Here is a 19,304-nt window from a genome sequence, read left to right as displayed (position 1 = left end):
AGCTGTCAGCCGGGCGCCGAGTTCGTCTCGACGGCGTGATCGGCCAGGTTGGTGCCGGCACTGCCGTAGAGGTTGAACGCCGCATCGGCGCCGAGGTTGCGCAGTTCCTCGATTTCCTCACCGCGTTGCGCGATCGCGGCCACCCTGCCGGTGAAGCCCTTCTTACGGAGCAGATCGAGCACGAGCAGGTTCTCCCCGTGGAACGGCATGGCCAGCACGACCAGTTCGACCCTGCCCGATCGCTGGACGCGGGCCCAGAAGTCGACATCGGTCGCGTCGGCCTCGACCACGTCGAAACCGTGTCCCCTCAGGTGTTCGACACGGCTGCTGTCATGGTCGACGCCGACGGCCCTGCGACCGTGCGCCTCGTGGAGCTGTTCGACGGCGGCCTGGCCGACGCGGCCCATGCCGAGCACGACGGTGTCGGCGTCACCGAGATCGATCGGCCGGTCGTCCTGGGCAAGGGACGCGGCGTCGCGTTCGCGGAACCGCCGCGTCACCCACGCCTCGATACCCGGCGCGAGCCGGTTGAGCACCGCAGACAGGAGGAAACTCAACGCCACCGCGAGCGCCAGCACGACGACCCAGTCCTCGGCGATCCCTCCGGTGGCGGCGACGACCGTGGCGACGATGAGGGCGAACTCGGAGTAGTTGCCGAGTGCGACCGACGCGAGCGTGGCGGTGCGGTAGCGCAGGCGCATCAGCCGCAACAGGGCGAAGAACGCGAGGGTCTTCACCGGGAGCAGCACGGCCAGCAACGCGGCGATGCCGATGGCCTCCCACGTGGGTGTGCCCGTCAGGCCGATGCTGACGAAGAAGGCGATCAGCAGCACTTCCTTGCCCGTCAGCAGCAGCCGTGCCAGTTCCGCCGCGCGGCGGTGACCGGCCAGCAGCACACCGATGATCAGCGCACCCAGGTCGCCTTTGAGCCCGACGAGGTCGAACAGCACGTACCCGGGAACGAGCGCCATCGTCAGGCCGAACAGGGCACTGAGCTCGACCGAGTCGATGCGGTCCCAGACCTTGCCCGCCAGCCAGACCCCCGGCACGAGCAGCACGAGCGCCAGCGCCCAGGGTGAGGGCAGTGCTCCCTTGGACACCGTCAGCACGACCACGGCGACGATGTCCTGCATGATCAGCACGCCGATGGCGATGCGGCCGTACAGCGTCTGGTTGTCCCGGCGTTCGTCGAGCACCTTGACCACGAACACCGTCGACGAGAACGACAGTGCGAGCGCGACGATCGCCATCTCCGCGAGGTCGGCACCGGCCAGCAGCGCGAAGCCGAACGGGGCGATGGCGGACAACACGGCGACGCCGAGCAGCACGCTGAGTGCCATGTGCGCCAGCGACGTCAGCCACACCCGCGCCTTCAGCAACGACCGAACGTCGAGTTTGAGGCCGATACCGAACAGCAGCAGCATCACGCCGAGATCGGCGAGCGTCTGCAGGCCCGGCATCTGCTCGATGCCCGCGGCATGCAGCCCGAACCCGGCGACGAGGAACCCGACCAGCGGCGGGAGTTTCACGAGCAGTGCCAGGCCGCCGGCCGCGAAAGCGGCGACGAGATAAATCGCTGCTGTTTCCATACGCCCCTCTTTCCGCCGAATCGCCGCAGCAGCGTACCCAGCGCGCGCCGCGCGTCGCGGCGCAGGTCGAGCGCCGGCCGGACCGGTCGACCGCGTCACGGCCGAGAGCCGTCCCAACCGAGCAGAGTGTCTATTGTGAACTGTCTCTCGCGTGGGACGCAGCGACATCGCGGGTGATCTCGAACCGATCGGCGGCGCCCGACCCGACCGAGCGCAGCCTGCCGGGATCGTCTCCGCGAACAGCGCCGTACCGGTGCGGGGCCGGTACCGGTGCGAGCTGGTACCGGGTGCACGGGCACCGCGACACCCGCGGCCTCACGGGACGGCGTCGTCGGGGCGGTCCTCCCTGCTCCGACGACGAAAAAACCCCAGGTCGACCGACCTGGGGTTCTCCGATGCTCCCCCAGCTGGATTCGAACCAGCAACCCTCCGGTTAACAGCCGAATGCTCTGCCAATTGAGCTATGGGGGATTGTTGTGTTGTTGTCGCGCTCTCGCTGTCGACGGATAGTAACTTTAGACCATGGCCACCGGCGCCGTGACACGGGGTCCCCCTCGTGCCCGCCGCCGCCGTTTCCGGTGGCCAGGTCGCCCGTCGCGGAGCGGACCGGTGGAGAATGAGCACTTCAGGGAAACAGCCACAGGGAGGCTCACCGCCATGAACAAGTTCCTGCTGGGTGCGGCCGTCGGCTATGTGCTGGGCGCACGCGCCGGGCATGCCCGGTACGAGCAGATCGTGCGGACGTACCGCAAGGTCGCCGATCATCCCGCCGTGCAGGGTGCGGCGGGGGTCGCACGCGCCAAGCTCGGCGAGAAGATGGGCGAGCGGGTGCCGTTCGGACGGCAGGCCCAGCACTGACCGGCCCGGCGCCGGACGCTGCGGCGGTTCGGCGCCGGGACCACCGCGGGCCGCCCCGGGTCACGGTGTTCGGGCCACGACGAACACGCGCCGGAACGGCAACCACGTCGTCCCGTCGGCGCGCTGCGGGTATGCCTCCGCCAGCAGCTCGGCGAGCTCGCCGCGGAACTCGTCCCAGTCCTGGTCGGCGAGCGCCGCCCGGATCGGCCGCAGCGCCGTGCCCGTGATCCACTCCAGCACCGCGTTCTCGCCGTGCAGGGGCTGCACGTACGTCGTTTCCCAGGCATCGACGGTGCAGCCGGCGTCGGCGAGCAGGTCGGCGTAGTCCTCGGGGTCGTCGACCGCATCGGCACCGCGCAGCGACACGTCCGCCAACCTCGTCCGCCACCGTTCGCTCGCGGCGAGCCTGCGGGTGAGCACGTGGGAGGGCGCGTTGAAGTTGCCCGGCACCTGCATCGCCAGCCACGCCCCCGACGGGAGCAGGTCCACCCAGCGCCGCAACAGCTCCGCATGCCCGCTCACCCACTGCAGCACCGCGTTGCTGACCAGCACGTCGGTGTCGGGTTTCGGTGTCCAGGTGCCGATGTCGGCGACCTCGGCCGCGATCCCCTCGGCACGGGCGGCGTCGACCATCTCCGGTGAGCTGTCGAACGCCTCGAGCTGCGCCGCGGGCCACCGCCGCGCCAGCGTCGCCGTCAGGTTGCCGGGCCCGCAGCCTGCGTCGACGACCCGTCGTGGCCGCTCCGCCTGCACCCGCGCGACGAGCTCGTGGAAGGGCCTGCCACGCAGGTCACCGTAGGTCAGATACGCCGCGGGGTCCCACATACCGTACAAGCGTACGGCTTACTTCGGTGGCGTCACAACCCGCCACCCGCGCCCGCGATCCGGTACGGCCGCGACCTCAGGACCCACCACCGGACAGCCGCTCGGCGGCCTCCCTGGCCATGGCCCGCACGGCGTCGACGTCGGTGCCGGGATCGGGCCGCGCCTGCAACATCACACCGTCGACGCCGGGCAGCTTACGCAGCACGAACCACGCTCCCCCGCCGTCGGCCAGATCGGTGCGGTGCCGCGCCCGGATGGACCCCTCCACGCGCCTCCGCACGAGTTCCGGCAGCCGCCCCGCACGCGGAAGGCCCACCCGCACCGGCGGCAGGTCGCGCAGCAGGACGGCACCACCCACCTCGTCGGTCTCCTCGGCTTCGACCACCGTGAGCGTCCCGGCGTCCCACCCGGCCTTGCTCACCAGATGCCAGTCCACCCGCCGCGGTCCGTCCTGCCCGGGCAGCCACAGTCCGAGCCGCGTGACCACCACATGACCGTGATCGGCCTCGGCGGCGGCGACGACCTCCTCGCCCGGTTCGAGCACGGCCCGGATCTCCTCCGGCACCGATGGCCCTGACAGCCTGCGCCACCACCGAGACAGCATCATTCGAACCCGCCCGCGGCCTGGCCTTTGAGGGCCTTCCGGTACTCCTCGAGCGCGACGAGGTCGCCGAACAGATCGCGGTACTCGTCCGGGGCGTCCACAGGGGACAGTCGCTGGAGCTTCGACTTCAGTTCGCCGATCTGACGGCCCACCAGGTTCTCCTGCACGGCCGAGAACATCGACTGCACATAGCGCGCATCGGCCTCCCCCACCGACTGCGGCGGTTCGACGGCCAGCTCCGACAGCAGCGAGGCCACCCCCGGATTCTCGGCATGCTGCGCCGCGGCCTCGAGCAACGCGGGGCCGGACAATCCGGAAGCGGTGCCGCCCGCGGCGAGCACGGCACGGTGCACCGCCACGTAGGCGGGATGGGTGAAGGCGTCCTCGGGCAGCGTGTCGTACTGCGGGCCCGCCAGCGCGGGTTCCTGCAACGCCGCCTTCAGCACCTCCCGCTGTGCCGTGCGCTCGGGATCACGCGGGTCGGGCCGCGCGAACGCGGGCGCCTCACCGTGCTCGGCGTCGGCACCGCGAGACGGGGGCTTCCGCGGGCTCGCCTTCACCGGCGCGCCCGCGCTCTCCCGCACCCGCCGCACGACCATCGCCTCGTCCTGCCAGCCGGTCCACCAGGCGAGTTTCGTCGCGTAGCCGTCCCGTTTCGCCCTGTCCCTGATCTGGGCGACGAGCGGGACGGTGCGCTGCAGCGCCGCGACCTGACCGTCCACGGAGTCGAGGTCGTGCTCGGCCAGCAGACTGCGGATCGCGAACTCGAACAGCGGGATGCGGCGCGACACCAGATCGCGCACCGCGGAGTCGCCCTTGTTCAGGCGCAGCTCGCAGGGGTCCATGCTCTCGGGGGCGATCGCGATGTAGGTCTGCCCCGCGAACGTCTGGTCACCCTCGAACGCCTTCAGCGCCGCCTTCTTACCCGCCTCGTCGCCGTCGAACGTGAAGATGACCTCGCCGCGGAAGGCGTCGTCGTCCATCATCAGCTGCCGCAGCACCCGCATGTGCTCCTCGCCGAACGCCGTGCCCGACGAGGCGACCGCGGTGGGCACGCCCGCCTCGTGCATCGCCATCACGTCGGTGTAGCCCTCGACGACCACCACCTGGTGCCGTTTCGCGATCTCCCGCTTTGCCAGGTCGAGACCGAACAGCACCTGCGACTTCTTGTAGATCGGGCTCTCGCTCGTGTTCAGGTACTTGGCCTGGATCGGGTCGTCGTCGAACAACCGGCGCGCACCGAACCCGACGACGTCACCGCCGCGGTCCTTGATCGGCCACACCAGCCGCCGGTGGAACCGGTCGATCGGCCCGTTCCGGCCCTCCTTGGAGATCTGCGCCTTGTACAGCTCCCCCAGTTCGAAACCCTGGTTCAGCAGGTGCTTGGTGAGCTTGTCCCAGCCTCCGGGGGCGAACCCGCAGCCGAACCGGCCCGCCGCCGCCTGGTCGAACCCGCGCTCCTTCAGGAACGTCCGCGCCGCCTCCGCCTCGGGAGTGGTGAGCTGCTCGGCGTAGAACGCCTGCGCTGCCTTGTGCACCTCGACCAGCCGCAGCCGAGTGCCGCGGTTCTCCCTGCGGACATCCCGGCCGCCGCCCTCGTAGGTCAGCTGCAGCCCGATGCGATCGGCCAGCCGTTCGACCGCTTCCACGAACGGCAGGTGCTCGATCTGCATGATGAACTTGATGGCGTCGCCGCCCTCACCGCAGCCGAAGCAGTGGAAGGTGCCGTGCGTCGGGCGCACGTTCATCGACGGGGTCTTCTCCTCGTGGAACGGGCACAGGCCCTTCAACGCCCCGCCGCCGGCCCGGCGCAACGCCACGTACTCGCCGACGACGTCGTCGATCCGATTGCGCTCGCGTACCTGCGCGATGTCGCTGTCCCGGATCCGTCCCGCCACGCCCCCACTTTAGGCCAGGACCCGATCGCCTCCGACCGGGCATACTCGGCCCATGCCCGACACCCCTGCGGCACCCGACGAGGCCGCCCGTTTCACCGCCGTGCGCGCCCACCTCGTCGGCGTCGGATACCGGCTGACCGGCTCACTCGCCGACGCCGAGGACGCGGTCCAGGACGCGTGGCTGCGGTTGACCGCGCTCGACGCCGATCGGCGCGCGGAGATCCGCGACCTCACGGCGTGGCTGACGACCGTCGTCGCCCGGCTGTGCCTGGACCGGCTCCGGTCGGCGGCCGCACGCAGGGAACGGTACGTCGGCCCGTGGCTGCCCGAACCGGTCGTCACCGCCACCGACGGCGGGCCCGGCCCGCTGGAGACCGTGATCGCCGACGACGGCGCCCGCATGGCGGCGATGGTCGTGCTGGACACGCTGCCGCCCGAGCAGCGCGTGGCGTTCGTGCTCCACGACGCGTTCGGGGTGCCGTTCGCCGAGATCGCGGAGATCCTCGGCGGCAGCTCCGACGCCGCCCGGCAGTACGCCTCGCGCGGCAGGCGCGCCGTCCGCGAGGCGGACCCACCGCCGCGTGCGGGCGACGACCACCGGCGGGTCGTCGAGGAGCTGCTCACCGCCATGGCGACCGGCGACGTCCAGGCGATCGCCCGCGTGCTGCACCCCGAGGTGGTGCTCATCGGCGACTCCGACGGCAAGGCCCGCACCGCGCGGCGCGTCATGTCGGGAGCGGATAAGATCGCACGCTTCTTCGCCGGCCTGCTCACCGTCTACCGGCCGGGCGCCTTCGCGGCGGCCCGGCCGGTGCTGGTCAACGGTGACCTCGGCGTGTACCTGCCGCCGGTGCCGGGCGGCGAGGGTTACCACGACCTCGACGCCCACGTGCAGACGGTCGCCGTCGCACGCGGCCGGGTCGTGGCGATCTACGACCAGGTAAACCCGGACAAGCTCACGCGCCTGCCGTCCCCTCCCGCCTGACCTCGCCGAGTTCCACCCGGCAAGCGTCTCCGGAGGCGAACCCCTGGTCGACGATGCCGAGCGCCGCATTCGACCGTCCGCGCATGTTCTCCAGGCCGATCTGCAGCGACAGTTCGACGACGCCGGCGGCGCCGAACTCGCGTTCCAGCTCGGCGACCTGCTCGTCGGTCACCGCGATCGGCGTGTCGGTCATGGCGTCGGCGTAGGCCAGCGCCAGCCGCTCCGGCCGCGTGTACAGCGGCGACGTGGCGTAGTCGTCGATGGCCTTCAGCCGGTCGATGTCGAGCCCGTCGTGCTGCTGCAGCATCGTGCCGAAGTCGATGCACCACGAGCAGCCCAGCCGGACGGCGACCCGGTAGACGGCCAGCTCGCGCACACTCGTCGGCAGCACGGTCGAGGCGCGTTCGGCGAGCATCTCGAACACGCCGTAGGCGCGCATCAGTTTCGGGTGGTGGGCGGTCACGGCGAACGGTTCCGGCACGGCGCCGTACCGGCGTGCGACGACGCGGTACAGGACACGCGTCACCGGGCCCGCCTGGTCGGCGGTGACGACGGGAATGCGGGGCATGGCGGTTCCTCCTCGGACGTGCGATCGGTTCTCACCCGGGGGACGAGACCGCGCACGCCGATGTGACAGCACCGCCGGCGCATCGGGCCCCGGCCGGCCGCGCGTACCCGGTGGGCGGGACCGCCACCGCGGGCGGGTTCACCGCGAGGTCAGCGACCGCACGTCCCAGATCCACATGCCCCCGCGCAGCTGTCCGGGCATGCCGATCAGCCCTTCGGTCGTGCTGCGGAGCGCCTCCGCATCGGGGTGGCCGGAGTCCAGCACCACCAGGTCGGTCCGCCACTGCCGCAGGTCCGCCTCGGCCTGCCTGCGTTCGGCGGCGCCCACGTCGGCGGCGATACCGCTCTCATCGACCTCGTCGAGGATCGACGACAGCAACGTGCGCTGCGCACCGTAGATACCGGAACCCTCCTGGCCGGGGCCGACGAAGTACCCCTCGGCGAGGGGGAAACCGAGTCCTTGGCCGACCTGCCAGTGCAGCGGGTCGGCGTACCCGGTGTCGGGCAGCGGCACGACGGCGACCGACCTGCCTTCCCGAACGTGACCGGTCCACTGGCCGGACGCGAGGAACTCGGGCACCGGAGCCCGCTCGCCCACCGGTAGTTCCGTGGGCATGATCGGCACGAGCGCCACGAGCAGCGCGCCGAACCAGCTCACCCGCGCCACGTACGCCCATTCCCTGACCCACGGCAGGCGCAACACCCGCTCGGTGGCCAACGCCAGCAGGATCCCGCCCAACGGCGCGCACGCCATCGCGAGCCGGGACTCGAGCACCGACGACACGAGCGGCGCGTCGACGAGCAACATCCACGGACCGGGGATCGACGTCCCCGTGCCGTCCACGACGAGCAGCACGCCCATCGACAGCCACGCCATCACCAGCATCGACACGGCGACCGCGCGGGCCAGCGCGACCCGCCACAGCGCGACCGTCACCCCGAGCAGCACCAGCACGAGCGGCCAGCCGAAGAACGCGTTCTCCTCGGTGCGGTTGAGCGACAGGTCCGCGGCCGACGACTCGGTACCCGCCAGCGACGCCGTCGCGTACGCCATGAACGCGCCGAGATCGTTGCCCTGGAAGCCGTGCTCGATGCCCGTGTAGCTCTGCGGGCCCGCGAACTGCCACCACAGCGGCAGCGCCACGAGCGCACCCGCCACGAGCGCGCCGACACCGATGCCGGTGCCGAGCGGACGCACCATCGGGCCGATCTCGACGGGCCGGGACAGGGCATACACGAGCGCGAACACCGTCAGTGCCAGCGCCGCGATCAGCAGCGGCTCCTCGCCCAACAACACCTGGTACGCGGCGAGCAGCCCGAGGATCACGCCGTTCGCGACGGGCCGGTCCCCCCTGGCGAGCAGCAGCAACCGGTGCACCAGCAGCGGCACCAGGAGCAGCACGACGAAGTTGGGATGTGCGTTGGCGTGCGAGATGATCGGCGGGGCGAACCCGGCGAGGGCCGCGCCGATCGCGGCGGCGCCGCGGGAGGCGACGACGTGCCGGGACAACAGCCAGTACCACGCGACGGCCGTGCCCGCGAGGCCACCGGTAAGCGTCAGCGCCCACGTCACGGTCGGTCCGAACAGGACGGTCACCGGCGTCAACGGGATGCCGACGCCGAGCATCGCCGTGTTGGCCATGAGGTTGACGCCGTCCGGATGGTTCTGCAGATCGGTGTGCAGCGGATTCGACAGCGTCAGCACGTTCTTCGCGGTGACGGCGAAGAACCACTCCCACATGTTCTGGTCCTGCCCGCTGTCGAGCAGGTAGCCGGAGTCGAGGTTCTGCCACAGCCCCCGGTAGACCAGCAGCGCCCCGGCCACACAGGCCAGCACGACGAGAACGTCGCCGATCCGGCCGCGGGCGCGCGTGTCGAGCCGCACCCCGGCAGGGGCGGCGGGCGACGCGCGTGTCACGGCGTGACCACCCGCGCGACGAAGTAGACGGCACCGGTACCGGTGTGGCGCACGAGAAGCAGGAAGGGCCGGTTGACGTCGACGACCACCGGTTCGCCGGTCGGCAGGGACACGAGCCGCATCGTCGCCGCCGTCGCCGCGGCGCCTTCGAGCCCGTGCTCGTCGAGTCGCAACACCGCCCGGTGCAGCACATCGGAGACGTACAGCCGCGAATCGCCGGACAGGCCACCGAGATCTGCCTGCGGCGTGAACATCCGCCGCACCCCGAGGCCCCGCAGCGCGTCACCGAGCGGTACCGGGACGTCGAGCGAGACCCGCGGCATCGTCAAGCGCACCTGTTCCGGTGCCAGTGCCGCCAGCAGGTCGGCCAACGAGCTCTCGTCCAGGCCCGACTCGGCGTCGGCGAGCCTGCGGTCCGGCAGGAGGACCACCGCCTCGACACCGCCGACCGCGGGCACCGCGACGGCCTGCCAGCCCGCGGTCTCGGCATAACGCATCCGCGCCGTCTGCCGCATCATCGGCACGGGCAGCGGCCCGTCGGGGCCGTGGAAGTCGGCCTCGGCCGTGGCGTCCACCGGGAACGGGTGCCGCCAAGCGCAGCGCAGGTACAGCGCGTTGACCAGGGTGGCGACCGTGTCCGGGCCGACCGAGCCCGGCGGCAGCAGCTCGGGGATCAGCTCCCGCGTCGTGTCGGACACGTCGGCGTTGATCGCCGCCCGGGCGGCCTCCGGGTCGTCGACGAACGGTGCGACCGCGACCCGGCCCGAGGCCCGATGCTCGAGCGCTTCCGCGTAGCCGTCCTCGACCGCCAGGCCGTCCCACGCCCACAGCGTGTTCGACACGGCGAGCACCGGTTCCTCCTGCCCGGTCCTGGCCTCGAGCACCGCGGCGGTGTCCAGCAGCCGGATCTGCTCCGCGAGCGTGGACCCCTGCCCGGCGAGCAGCGCGGTGATCTCGCCCGCCGTGTCACCGCGTGCGCCGTCGGCCACGAGCCCCAGCGCGCCGGCCGCCGAGTACGGCGACACGCAGGCGTCGTCGGTTCCGGAGCCGGACGCGGTCGCGCGATGCACGGCGAGGGCGAACGCCCGGTGCGCCGCTTCCGCCGAGTCCGTCGTGACCTCCATTCCGTGACCGTATCGTCATTCGGCGCGGTCACGCGTGGCGGCCCGTGTGCCAGGAGTGCCAGGCGTGCGCCTGGGCGTCGGTGAGCGTCGCCACCTGATCGATCACCACACGCAGCCGCTCCGCGTCACCGGAGGCACCGGACCACATCTGCCGGAACACCGGCTCGAGCGCCTCCGGGGACCGCGCGAGCAGCACGTCGATCAGCTCGGCGAGCAGCTGCCGCTGTCCCTCCTGCAACGCCAGCCTGCGGCGATCGCTCATGACGTACCGCAGCGCCATCGCCTTCAGCAGCGCGACCTCGGCAGTCACCCGGGCCGGCACCCGCAGCTCGGCCTCGTAGCGCCGCAACCGGCGCTGCCCGTACTCCGCGCGCGTGGCCGTCACGGCCGCCGACGCGAACCGCCCGACGAGCTCGCTGGTGAGCCGTTTCAACGTGACCTGCGCGCCGAGGGTCGAGTCGTAGCCGCGGGCGGCCAGCTCGGCCACGACCGGCAGCGTGAGCAGTTCCGCCGCCGCGTCCTCCACCGCCGACACCGGCTCGGTCGTGAAGTGTTTCGCCGCGAGCGCCGCGACGGCGGCCCGTTCGACGGGGTCGGCGAGCATGCCGAACGAGATCCGGCCGGCCCGGACCGCGTCCTCGACGTCGTGCACCGAGTAGGCGACGTCGTCGGCCCAGTCCATGATCTGCGCCTCGAGGCACCGCCGGTGACCGTGCCCTCCGGCCGCCTCGTCGCCACTGCCGGAGTCGCCGGCGTGGCCGCCGCGGAGCCAGCGGAACACGGCCAGATCGTCGGCGTACACCCCGAACTTCGCCGTGCCGGGACGCCGCGGCCACGGGTACTTGGTCGCCGCGTCGAGGCTGGCGCGCGTGAGGTTGAGCCCGCCGGTGATCTCGTCCGCGAGCCCGGCAGCACCCGGCTCGGCAGCCGGTCCGGCTCCCAGGATCTTCGGTTCGAGCCGGGTGAGGATGCGCAGGGTCTGGGCGTTGCCTTCGAATCCGCCGCACGGCTCCGCCGCCTCGCCCAGTGCGTGCTCGCCGTTGTGGCCGAACGGCGGATGGCCGATGTCATGGGCCAGTCCCGCCGTGTCGACGACGTCCGGGTCGGCACCCAGGTCCTCAGCGATCCCCCTGCCGATCTGGGCGACTTCGAGGGAATGGGTGAGTCTGGTCCTCGGCACACCACTGACCTCGGCGCCCTCCCCCGGTCCGACGACCTGGGTCTTGCCTGCCAGCCTGCGCAGCGCTGCCGAGTGCAGCACGCGGGCACGATCCCTGGCGAACGGGGACCGGACGTCCTCCCGCGCTCCGCTCAGCGCACCGCCCTTGGCCGGTTCGGGGTGCAACCGCGCGCGGTCCTGCTCGGTGTACGACACCCGCGTCAGTCTACGAACCCGGCCCGTCCTGTCACGGGAACCGAGCCCCACGCTTCGTCGCCGCGTCGATGCGACGACGGTCCGCGGTCACGACCGCACGCTGTCGGCGCCGAAGAGGTGGTAGTACAACAACGCGACGGTTTCCCGCCCGATGTACCAGGCCTGTGTCTCCCGCGTCTGCACGATCGGCCCCGAGTGCGTCGGCGAGGTCCACGCCTCGAGGCCCGCGTCCTCCGCCATCGTGCGCGCCCGCAGCGAGTGCCACGGATCGCTGACGATCACCGTCGTGGCCCAGCCGCGGTCCTGCATCTCCCGCGACGCCGCCTGCAACGACCGCAACGTGTCGGCGCCCTCCGGCACGACCAGCGTGTCCTGCTCGGCCACCCCGTTGTCGATCAGCCAGCGGGCACCGGACTCGGCCTCGCTGTAGGTGTCACCCTGCGCGCGCCCGCCCGTCGTGACGATGCGCGGCGCGACGCCCTGGTCGTACAGCTCTTTCGCCTGCCCGAGCCGATGGGCGAACACCTGCGACGGCGTGCCGTTGTACTGCGCCGCGCCGAGCACCACGATCGCGTCGACCTGTGGCCGCTCGTCGGCCCGCGCCACGTACCACACGCGCAGTGCCGTGCCGCCGACGAGCACGAGCGCCACGATCACGGCGCCGGCGACGGCACGACGGATCCACCGCGTCACGCCCACGGCAGTGTCCCTCAGCAGCCGATGAGGCGGGCGGCCAGATAGGACTCGAGCTTGTCGATCGCGATGCGCTCCTGGCTCATCGTGTCGCGCTCACGCACCGTCACCGCATGGTCGTCGAGCGTGTCGAAGTCGACCGTGATGCAGAACGGCGTCCCGATCTCCTCCTGGCGCCGGTACCGCTTGCCGATCGACTGCGCGTCGTCGAAGTCGACGTTCCAGTGCTTGCGCAGCATCGCCGCGATGTCCCGGGCCTTCGGCGTCAGGTCCGAGTTGCGCGACAGCGGCAGCACCGCGACCTTGTACGGCGCCAGCCGCGGGTCGATCTTCAGCACCGTGCGCTTGTCGACGCCGCCCTTGGCGTTGGGCACCTCGTCCTCGGTGTAGGCGTCGAGCAGGAACGCCATCATCGGACGGCCGACACCCGCGGCGGGCTCGATCACGAACGGCCGGTACCGCTCGCCGCCCGCCTGGTCGAAGTACGAGAGGTCGACACCCGAGTGGTTCGAGTGCGTCGTGAGGTCGAAGTCGGTGCGGTTGGCCACGCCCTCGAGCTCGCCCCACTCCTGGCCCGCGGAGAACCGGAAGCGGTACTCGACGTCGACGGTCCGCTTCGAGTAATGGGACAGCTTCTCCTGCGGGTGCTCGTACAGCCGCAGGTTCTCCTCCCGGATGCCGAGGTCGACGTACCAGGCCTTGCGCTGCTCGATCCAGTACTCGTGCCACGACTCGTCCTCGCCCGGCTCGACGAAGAACTCCATCTCCATCTGCTCGAACTCGCGCGTGCGGAAGATGAAGTTGCCGGGCGTGATCTCGTTGCGGAACGACTTGCCGATCTGGCCGATGCCGAACGGCGGCTTCTTCCGCGCCGTGGTCTGCACGTTGAGGAAGTTCACGAAGATGCCCTGCGCGGTCTCCGGGCGCAGGTAGTGCAGTCCCTCGTCGGACTCGACCGGGCCCAGATGCGTCTTGAGCATCATGTTGAACTCGCGCGGCTCGGTGTACTGGCCGCGGTTGCCGCAGTTGGGGCACGGCACGTCGGAGAGGTCGCCCTCGTCGAGCGGCGTACCGGTGCGCTCGGCGTAGTCCTCGGCCAGCTGGTCGGAACGGAACCGGCGGTGGCACTCCAGGCATTCGACCAGCGGGTCGTGGAACGCGGAGACGTGACCGGAGGCCTCCCACACCTGCCGCGGCAGGATGACCGACGAGTCGATGCCGACCACGTCCTCACGCCCCTGCACCACGGTCTTCCACCACTGGCGTTTGATGTTGTCCTTCAGCTCCACGCCGAGCGGTCCGTAGTCCCACGCCGACCGGGTACCGCCGTAGATCTCCCCCGAGGGGAAGACGAAGCCACGACGCTTGCAGAGGTTGACGACGGTCTCGATGTTGTTGGCGGGCACTCCACGCTCCGTGGGAACTATCGCAGTGGTGGGTCGGGATGTACGAGGCACCAGACTAGCCCCAGGCCACCGGCGCTCCGGCGAGGGGCGGGCGCGCCACGGCCGGAATCGGCCCGCCCGCCGTGTCCGACCACCGCCTCCGACCACCGGCGCCCGGGCACGGCTCGCCGCTTCGCGTCCGAGGCGCGGGAGCGGCCACGGTGGCGCACTAGGATGGACGCGGCAGACCACATCCACCCACCACCAACCACGACCACGCAGCACGGATCACACAGCACAGATCACCCACCGGAGAGCCGTGTGCCGGCACACGGCGGACGCAGGTTGGAGCATGCGACATGCCGACGGCGAGTTCCGACGCGGCGCCCGCGGGCCCACCCGGCCCCGGTGAGACGGGCGCGGACGGCCCCGTCGCCACCGGCCGCGGCCCGGCCGCACCGGGTAGCGGCAACGGTCACCCGCACCCCGTCGGCGGCGGCACCGAGTCCCAGGACACCGAGCCGCAGGACACCGGGCCGCAGGACACCGGACACGAGGACGCCGACCACGACCACCCGGGCGCCCCGGTGCCGCTGACACCGCCGCCGTCGGCGGACGCGCTGACCGACGCGGGTGAGCTGTTGCGGGCGCTGGCCGCACCGGTGCGGATCGCCATCGTGCTGCAGCTGCGCGACGGTGACCGGTGCGTGCACGACCTGGTGGACGCCCTCGACGTGGCCCAGCCACTGATCAGTCAGCACCTGCGCGTCCTCAAGGCGGCGGGTGTCGTACACGGTCAGCGACGCGGGCGTGAGGTCGCCTACCGGCTGGTCGATGATCACCTGGCACATATCGTGGTGGACGCCGTCGCACACGTGCAGGAGGAGGCGAAGCGATGAGCACTTCGACGAGCAGCTCGTCGGCGGGGAGCACCGCGACGGGAGCCGAGCCGGCCAAGGCGTCCGGCACGTCCAAGGCTCCCCTGCCCGGCCGCAGGGCGACCCGGCAGCGGGCCGCGGTCGTCGAGCTGTTGGCCGAGGTGGACGATTTCCGGTCGGCGCAGGAGCTCCACGACGAACTGCGCCGCCGCGGCGAAGGCATCGGCCTGACCACGGTGTACCGCACGCTGCAGTCGCTGAGCGACGCCGACGAGATCGATGTGCTCCGCACCGACTCCGGCGAGGCGCTGTACCGGCGCTGTTCCGAACACCATCACCACCACCTGGTGTGCCGCAGCTGCGGCTACACCGTCGAGGTGGAGGGACCGGCCGTGGAACGCTGGGCCGAGACGATCGCCTCCGGCAACGGTTTCTCCGACATCAGCCACATGATCGAGATCATGGGTACGTGCTCGACCTGCGCCGCGCAGCAGGCGAGCTGATCGTCAGGTCTCGTACGGCTCCTCCGGCCGGGGGATCTCCCGCAGCGTGCGCACGGCGAGGTCGGGGACGTAGTCGCGGGCGCGGGTGTCCTCGGCTGCCACGAGCCGTCCGGTCACCTCGACCCACGTGTCGTGCGGCAGCAGGTCCGCCTGCCCACCGGTGAGGCCGGTGCGCACGGCGAACGCGTCGGCCGCGCAGCAGCTCATGGTCAGGCGCGCCAACTGCGGCCCCTCGGGGGTGTGCACGACGAAACCGGTCAGCCGCACCGTGCGTCCGTCGAGGGAATCGCGTTCGTCCCATCCGGCGCGGGCGACGAACTCGCCCACCGGCAGCGCCACGACGTCACCGGGAGGGAGCGGCCCGAACTCGGTGTTGCCGGGTTCGGTGTTCTTCCTGGTCCGCAGCACCGAATCGGCGCCCAGCGCCGGAGGTGCCACGAGCAGGACCGCGAGCACGGGCACGACGATCAGCCACGCCGACCGCGCGGTGTGCTCGTGCCCGTCCTCCCCCGCGCAGGCGTCGGCGGCGCGGGCGCTACCGTCGCGGGCGCCGCCGGCCTCGCCCGCCGCCGCGCGCACGTCCCGCACGATCGCCACCACCGCGAGAACGATCATGACGACGCCCGCGCCGAACAGCCACGGCTGGTGCGCGGGCCGGACGTAGCGCAGATAGTCGCCGGTCACGGCGATCTTCAACAGCGCACCGCCGAGCAGCAACAACAGGACGTTCTGGGTTTCCCGCCTCACCGCACGCCTCCCAGGAAGACCAGGCCCGACACGACGGCGCAGGCGGTCGCCACCACGAACGTGACCGGCGCGAACCGCATCGCGAAGGCCCGGCCGAACGTGCCGGCCTGCAGGGCGAACAGCTTCGCGTCGATGGCGGGGCCGACGACGAGGAACACCAGCCGCGGCAGCAGCGGCAGCGCCGACAGCGACGCGGCGACGAACGCGTCGGCCTCGCTGCACAGCGACAGCACCACGGCCAGCACCGCCATGACCAGCACGCCCAGCACGATCTGCTCGCCGAGCGAGGAGAACCAGTCGGCGGGGATCACCACCCCGAATGCCGCCGCGACCAGGCCACCCAGCACGAGGAAACCACCCGCGTCGACGAGGTCGGCCCGTGCGGTCTCGGCGAACACGCGCCACCGGTCGCGTCCTGCCGTGTCGGGCATCCGCCGCAGTGCCCGCTCGGCGATCCAGTCGAGCTTGCCCCAGCGCAGCCACAGCCAGCCCATGATCAGCGCGGTGGCCAGCGAACCGGCGAACCGGGCGGCCACCATGGCGGGTTCACCGGGGAACGCCACGGCGGTGGAGACGAGCACGACGGGGTTGACCGCGGGGGCGGCCAGCAGGAACGCCAGTGCGGCCGCAGGGGCGACGCCCTGTCCGATCAGCCGCCGGGCCACGGGCACCGACGCGCATTCGCACCCGGCCAGTACGACGCCCGACACCCCGGCCACACCGACGGCGGCCGAGTCGCGGCGCGGCAGCACCCTGCGCAGCGCCCGCGCCGGCACGAACGCGGCGATCGCACCGCTCAGCAGCACCCCGAGCACGAGGAACGGCAACGCCTGCACGCAGATCGCCACGAACACCGTCGCCGCGGTCTGCAACACCGGCACGGCGACGGCCTCGCGAAGCAGGTCCTGCCCGAGGATCGCCAGCACCAGCAGTGCGCACAGCACCTGCATCGAGGTGAGGCGCCACCGCCGGCCGCCTCGGCGCCCGCTGTCGACAACGGTTTCCATCAATGCGGCATCATGCCAGGCGCCCGCCTGCGGCCCCTCAGCCGCTGACGAGTTCCGAGCGCACCTGCGACGCGGTGGACACGACGAGCATCAGCAGGGTGCCGAGCGGCCCCGGGTCGAGCCCCTGCGCGGGGAACGCGTACCGCAGCGTGACGTCCATGCCGCTGTCGCCGTGCACGATGCCGAGCGTGCCGAACAGGCCCTGCCCCGCACGCTCGGCCACGACGGCGGCCAGCTTCGGATCGTCCGGCAGGTCCCATGCCACGACACAGGTCAGGCTCAGCACCAGCAGGCCGTCGGCCAGCTGCATCGCCTGCACCACGCACGGCACGTCGGAGTGTTTGAACGTGAGCGTGCCGTCGTCGTCGACCTGCACGTCGAGATAGTTCTCGAGCGATTCCTTGGCGGTGGCGAGCAGCGCGGCGGTGTCGGCGGCCTCAGCGGTCATGCGGTGTCCTTCCCGGGTTCGGCGGTGGTGTCGGCGGCGTCGGTGCCGTCGCTCTGGTCGACGGCGCCGCCGAACCGGCGGTCGCGCTTGGCGTATTCGAGGCACGCGTCCCACAGCTGGGTGCGGTCGAAGTCGGGGAACAGCGTGTCCTGGAAGACGAACTCGGCGTAGGCCGACTCCCACAGCAGGAAGTTCGACGTCCGCAGCTCACCGGAGGGCCGCAGGAACAGGTCCACGTCCGGCATCTGCGGCTGGTACAGGTACTTGGCGACGGTGCGCTCGTCGACCTTGTCGGGGTTGATCTCACCCGCTGCCGCCAGCCGCGCGATGTGCCGTGCCGAGTCTCCGATCTCGGCGCGGCCACCGTAGTTGACGCACATGGTCATGTTCATGCGCGTGTTGTGCTTGGTCTTCTCCTCGGCGGCCTCGAGTTCCTTGATGACACTGCGCCACAGCTTGGGCCTGCGGCCCGCCCACCGGATGCGCACGCCGATGGAACCGAGGTAGTCGACCTGGCGGCGGATCGTGTCGCGGTTGAAGCCCATCAGGAAACGCACCTCATCGGGGCTGCGCTTCCAGTTCTCCGTGGAGAACGCGTACACCGACAGCCACTTGACACCGAGTTCCACCGCACCGCTGGCGACGTCGATCATCACCGATTCGCCGCGCTTGTGCCCTTCGATGCGGGGCATACCGCGTTGGTTGGCCCACCGACCGTTGCCGTCCATCACCAGGGCGACGTGGTTCGGCACCAGTTCCGACGGGATCCGGGGTGGACGGGCGCCGGACGGATGCGGGTCAGGTTCCCGCAGCTCCTGGATGCGTGTCGCGTCGCGAGCCTTCCGCCGCACCTGTCACCTCCACCTCGCCGGGCGCAGTCGCCCGTGCCGTGTCCGTCCACGCCGCCGTCCCGGGCGTCGCACCGCCGGCGGTCGCGTGCGGCTCACCGTCGGCGTCCGTGTCGTCGGCGCCCGGATCGCCGGTTTCGTCGTCGATGTCACCGCCAGCCTGCGCGTCCGACCCTAACGCGGCGGTCAGCGGTGCTTCGCGGGCACGGCGTTCCACGAACGGCAGGGAGCGCAGGCGGCGCTCCAGATGCCACTGCAGATGTGCCGCGACCAGGCCGCTGACGTCGCGGCGCACGTACTGGGTGCTGTCCTCGGCGAGTGGCCAGTCGCCGTGCAGCAGCGCGGCCATCACGGCCAGCACCTCGGGCGCGGGATGCACGGAACCGGGGATGCGGCAACGCGGGCACAGCAGTCCGCCTGCCTGCACGTTGAACGCGGCGTGCGGGCCGCGTTCGCCGCAGCGGGCGCATTCGGTGAGAGCCGGTTCCCAGCCCGCGAACGCCATGGCGCGCAGCAGGAACGCGTCAAGCACCAGCGACGAGTCGCGCTGCCCGCCCGCGAGCGCCCGCAGCGCACCGACGACGAGGAGGTACAGCTTCAGCGCGGGCTGTTCCTCCTCGGCTGCCAGCCGGTCGGCGGTCTCCACGATCGCGGCGGCCGCCGTGTACGCCTGGTAGTCGCCCACGATCGGCAGTGCGAACGCGTCGACCGTCTGCACCTGGGTGACGACGTCGAGCGTGCGGCCGGTGTAGAACTGCACGTCGACGTGCCCGAACGGTTCGAGCCTGGCGCCGAACCGGGACGTCGTCCGCCGGACGCCCTTGGCGACGGCGCGCACCTTGCCGTTGCGGCGCGTCAGCAGGGTGATGATGCGGTCGGCCTCACCGAGCTTGTGCACGCGCAGCACCACACCGGTGTCCCGATACAAGCTCACCGGACCATGATCCCACGCCCGGGCGACAACCCCGTCGCCAGCAGCACCGAGGCGTGACACTCATCGCCGCGGACGCAACAGCAGGTGGCGCCCGGGCGGGCTCGGCCGGGCGCCGGCC

Annotated in this window: 18 protein-coding genes, 1 tRNA gene and 1 pseudogene; 4 read left to right on the top strand and 16 right to left on the bottom strand. The window is 71.5% G+C overall.

The annotated features are described in order from the left end of the window. Nucleotides 1–5: 5 nt before the first annotated feature. Nucleotides 6–1,589, bottom strand: a complete 1,584-nt coding sequence (locus LY12_RS04855) for a cation:proton antiporter domain-containing protein (RefSeq protein ID WP_253853513.1) — start codon at nucleotides 1,587–1,589, stop codon at nucleotides 6–8. Nucleotides 1,590–1,987: 398 nt separating this feature from the next. Next, nucleotides 1,988–2,060 (bottom strand) — tRNA-Asn (locus LY12_RS04850). Between the two features lie 186 nt (nucleotides 2,061–2,246). Between LY12_RS04850 and LY12_RS04845 the strand changes: the two genes are divergently transcribed. Next, a complete protein-coding gene (locus LY12_RS04845; protein WP_253853511.1) occupies nucleotides 2,247–2,447 on the top strand; it encodes a hypothetical protein in 201 nt (66 codons plus the stop codon). 60 nt (nucleotides 2,448–2,507) lie between these two features. Here the strand turns inward: LY12_RS04845 and LY12_RS04840 are convergent, their stop codons facing one another. The 3 genes from LY12_RS04840 to dnaG form a co-directional block, all read right to left on the bottom strand. Then, nucleotides 2,508–3,272: a trans-aconitate 2-methyltransferase gene (locus tag LY12_RS04840; RefSeq protein WP_253853510.1), complete on the bottom strand. Its 765-nt coding sequence runs from the start codon at nucleotides 3,270–3,272 to the stop codon at nucleotides 2,508–2,510. A gap of 76 nt (nucleotides 3,273–3,348) precedes the next feature. After that, complete coding sequence (locus LY12_RS04835) at nucleotides 3,349–3,879, bottom strand: hypothetical protein (RefSeq protein WP_253853509.1); 531 nt, start codon at nucleotides 3,877–3,879, stop codon at nucleotides 3,349–3,351. Then, nucleotides 3,876–5,774, bottom strand: coding sequence for a DNA primase (gene dnaG, locus LY12_RS04830; protein WP_253853508.1), 1,899 nt, complete (start codon nucleotides 5,772–5,774; stop codon nucleotides 3,876–3,878). Before dnaG ends, LY12_RS04835 begins: the two co-directional genes overlap by 4 nt. A 52-nt stretch (nucleotides 5,775–5,826) precedes the next feature. Here dnaG and sigJ point away from each other — a divergent pair, with 52 nt between their 5' ends. After that, a complete protein-coding gene (gene sigJ / locus LY12_RS04825; protein WP_253853507.1) occupies nucleotides 5,827–6,759 on the top strand; it encodes an RNA polymerase sigma factor SigJ in 933 nt (310 codons plus the stop codon). On the opposite strand, the gene LY12_RS04820 is transcribed toward sigJ, so the two are convergent. The 6 genes from LY12_RS04820 to LY12_RS04795 all read right to left on the bottom strand — a co-directional run bounded on the left by LY12_RS04820 (nucleotide 6,731) and on the right by LY12_RS04795 (nucleotide 13,842). Beyond that, nucleotides 6,731–7,327 (bottom strand): carboxymuconolactone decarboxylase family protein, encoded by a 597-nt coding sequence (locus LY12_RS04820; RefSeq protein ID WP_253853506.1) that lies wholly within the window; start codon nucleotides 7,325–7,327, stop codon nucleotides 6,731–6,733. The two genes, sigJ and LY12_RS04820, sit on opposite strands and share 29 nt — an antisense overlap. Nucleotides 7,328–7,465: 138 nt before the next feature. Next, on the bottom strand, nucleotides 7,466–9,244 hold the full coding sequence (locus tag LY12_RS04815; RefSeq protein ID WP_372493448.1) for a glycosyl transferase: 1,779 nt from the start codon (nucleotides 9,242–9,244) through the stop codon (nucleotides 7,466–7,468). Next, nucleotides 9,241–10,368, bottom strand: a complete 1,128-nt coding sequence (locus LY12_RS04810) for a serpin family protein (RefSeq protein ID WP_253853505.1) — start codon at nucleotides 10,366–10,368, stop codon at nucleotides 9,241–9,243. Before LY12_RS04810 ends, LY12_RS04815 begins: the two co-directional genes overlap by 4 nt. A 28-nt stretch (nucleotides 10,369–10,396) precedes the next feature. Then, the gene (locus LY12_RS04805; RefSeq protein WP_253853504.1) at nucleotides 10,397–11,743 is read right to left on the bottom strand and encodes a deoxyguanosinetriphosphate triphosphohydrolase; all 1,347 of its coding nucleotides are present in this window, start codon (nucleotides 11,741–11,743) and stop codon (nucleotides 10,397–10,399) included. Nucleotides 11,744–11,830: 87 nt separating this feature from the next. Further along, nucleotides 11,831–12,436, bottom strand: coding sequence for a YdcF family protein (locus tag LY12_RS04800; RefSeq protein WP_253854893.1), 606 nt, complete (start codon nucleotides 12,434–12,436; stop codon nucleotides 11,831–11,833). Between the two features lie 17 nt (nucleotides 12,437–12,453). After that, complete coding sequence (locus tag LY12_RS04795; protein WP_253853503.1) at nucleotides 12,454–13,842, bottom strand: glycine--tRNA ligase; 1,389 nt, start codon at nucleotides 13,840–13,842, stop codon at nucleotides 12,454–12,456. Nucleotides 13,843–14,414: 572 nt separating this feature from the next. On the opposite strand from LY12_RS04795, the pseudogene LY12_RS04790 reads away from it, so the two are divergent. Together LY12_RS04790 and LY12_RS04785 are read left to right on the top strand one after the other, a co-directional pair. Then, nucleotides 14,415–14,720 (top strand): annotated as a pseudogene (locus LY12_RS04790) (ArsR/SmtB family transcription factor); the annotation flags it as partial. Between the two features lie 83 nt (nucleotides 14,721–14,803). Next, nucleotides 14,804–15,202: a Fur family transcriptional regulator gene (locus LY12_RS04785; protein ID WP_253854891.1), complete on the top strand. Its 399-nt coding sequence runs from the start codon at nucleotides 14,804–14,806 to the stop codon at nucleotides 15,200–15,202. Nucleotides 15,203–15,205: 3 nt separating this feature from the next. On the opposite strand, the gene LY12_RS04780 is transcribed toward LY12_RS04785, so the two are convergent. The 5 genes from LY12_RS04780 to recO are packed head-to-tail and all read right to left on the bottom strand — an operon-like array spanning nucleotide 15,206 to nucleotide 19,186. Beyond that, nucleotides 15,206–15,949 carry a TIGR03943 family putative permease subunit gene (locus LY12_RS04780; protein WP_253853502.1) on the bottom strand — a complete coding sequence of 248 codons (744 nt, stop codon included), beginning with the start codon at nucleotides 15,947–15,949 and terminating at the stop codon, nucleotides 15,206–15,208. Then, a complete protein-coding gene (locus LY12_RS04775) occupies nucleotides 15,946–16,956 on the bottom strand; it encodes a permease (protein WP_253853501.1) in 1,011 nt (336 codons plus the stop codon). Before LY12_RS04775 ends, LY12_RS04780 begins: the two co-directional genes overlap by 4 nt. A 37-nt stretch (nucleotides 16,957–16,993) precedes the next feature. Continuing rightward, a complete protein-coding gene (locus tag LY12_RS04770; protein ID WP_253853500.1) occupies nucleotides 16,994–17,404 on the bottom strand; it encodes a YbjN domain-containing protein in 411 nt (136 codons plus the stop codon). Then, nucleotides 17,401–18,255, bottom strand: a complete 855-nt coding sequence (locus LY12_RS04765) for an isoprenyl transferase (protein WP_253853499.1) — start codon at nucleotides 18,253–18,255, stop codon at nucleotides 17,401–17,403. The genes LY12_RS04770 and LY12_RS04765 overlap by 4 nt, the downstream gene beginning before the upstream one ends. Next, nucleotides 18,203–19,186 carry a DNA repair protein RecO gene (gene recO, locus LY12_RS04760; RefSeq protein WP_253853497.1) on the bottom strand — a complete coding sequence of 328 codons (984 nt, stop codon included), beginning with the start codon at nucleotides 19,184–19,186 and terminating at the stop codon, nucleotides 18,203–18,205. The genes LY12_RS04765 and recO overlap by 53 nt, the downstream gene beginning before the upstream one ends. Between the last annotated feature and the right edge of the window lie 118 nt (nucleotides 19,187–19,304).

Source organism: Prauserella alba, from assembly GCF_024171735.1.
GTDB lineage: Bacteria > Actinomycetota > Actinomycetes > Mycobacteriales > Pseudonocardiaceae > Prauserella > Prauserella alba.
The sequence above is the reverse complement of the archived record's forward strand: the minus strand, read 5'-3'. Positions and strand labels throughout refer to the sequence as shown.

What these genes read in the sequence shown, in the direction of transcription:
- LY12_RS04855 (WP_253853513.1), bottom strand. Translation starts at nt 1,589, where the DNA reads ATGGAAACAGCAGCGATTTATCTCGTCGCCGCTTTCGCGGCCGGCGGC.
- LY12_RS04845 (WP_253853511.1), top strand. Translation starts at nt 2,247, where the DNA reads ATGAACAAGTTCCTGCTGGGTGCGGCCGTCGGCTATGTGCTGGGCGCA.
- LY12_RS04840 (WP_253853510.1), bottom strand. Translation starts at nt 3,272, where the DNA reads ATGTGGGACCCCGCGGCGTATCTGACCTACGGTGACCTGCGTGGCAGG.
- LY12_RS04835 (WP_253853509.1), bottom strand. Translation starts at nt 3,879, where the DNA reads ATGATGCTGTCTCGGTGGTGGCGCAGGCTGTCAGGGCCATCGGTGCCG.
- sigJ (WP_253853507.1), top strand. Translation starts at nt 5,827, where the DNA reads ATGCCCGACACCCCTGCGGCACCCGACGAGGCCGCCCGTTTCACCGCC.
- LY12_RS04820 (WP_253853506.1), bottom strand. Translation starts at nt 7,327, where the DNA reads ATGCCCCGCATTCCCGTCGTCACCGCCGACCAGGCGGGCCCGGTGACG.
- LY12_RS04810 (WP_253853505.1), bottom strand. Translation starts at nt 10,368, where the DNA reads ATGGAGGTCACGACGGACTCGGCGGAAGCGGCGCACCGGGCGTTCGCC.
- LY12_RS04775 (WP_253853501.1), bottom strand. Translation starts at nt 16,956, where the DNA reads ATGGAAACCGTTGTCGACAGCGGGCGCCGAGGCGGCCGGCGGTGGCGC.
- LY12_RS04770 (WP_253853500.1), bottom strand. Translation starts at nt 17,404, where the DNA reads ATGACCGCTGAGGCCGCCGACACCGCCGCGCTGCTCGCCACCGCCAAG.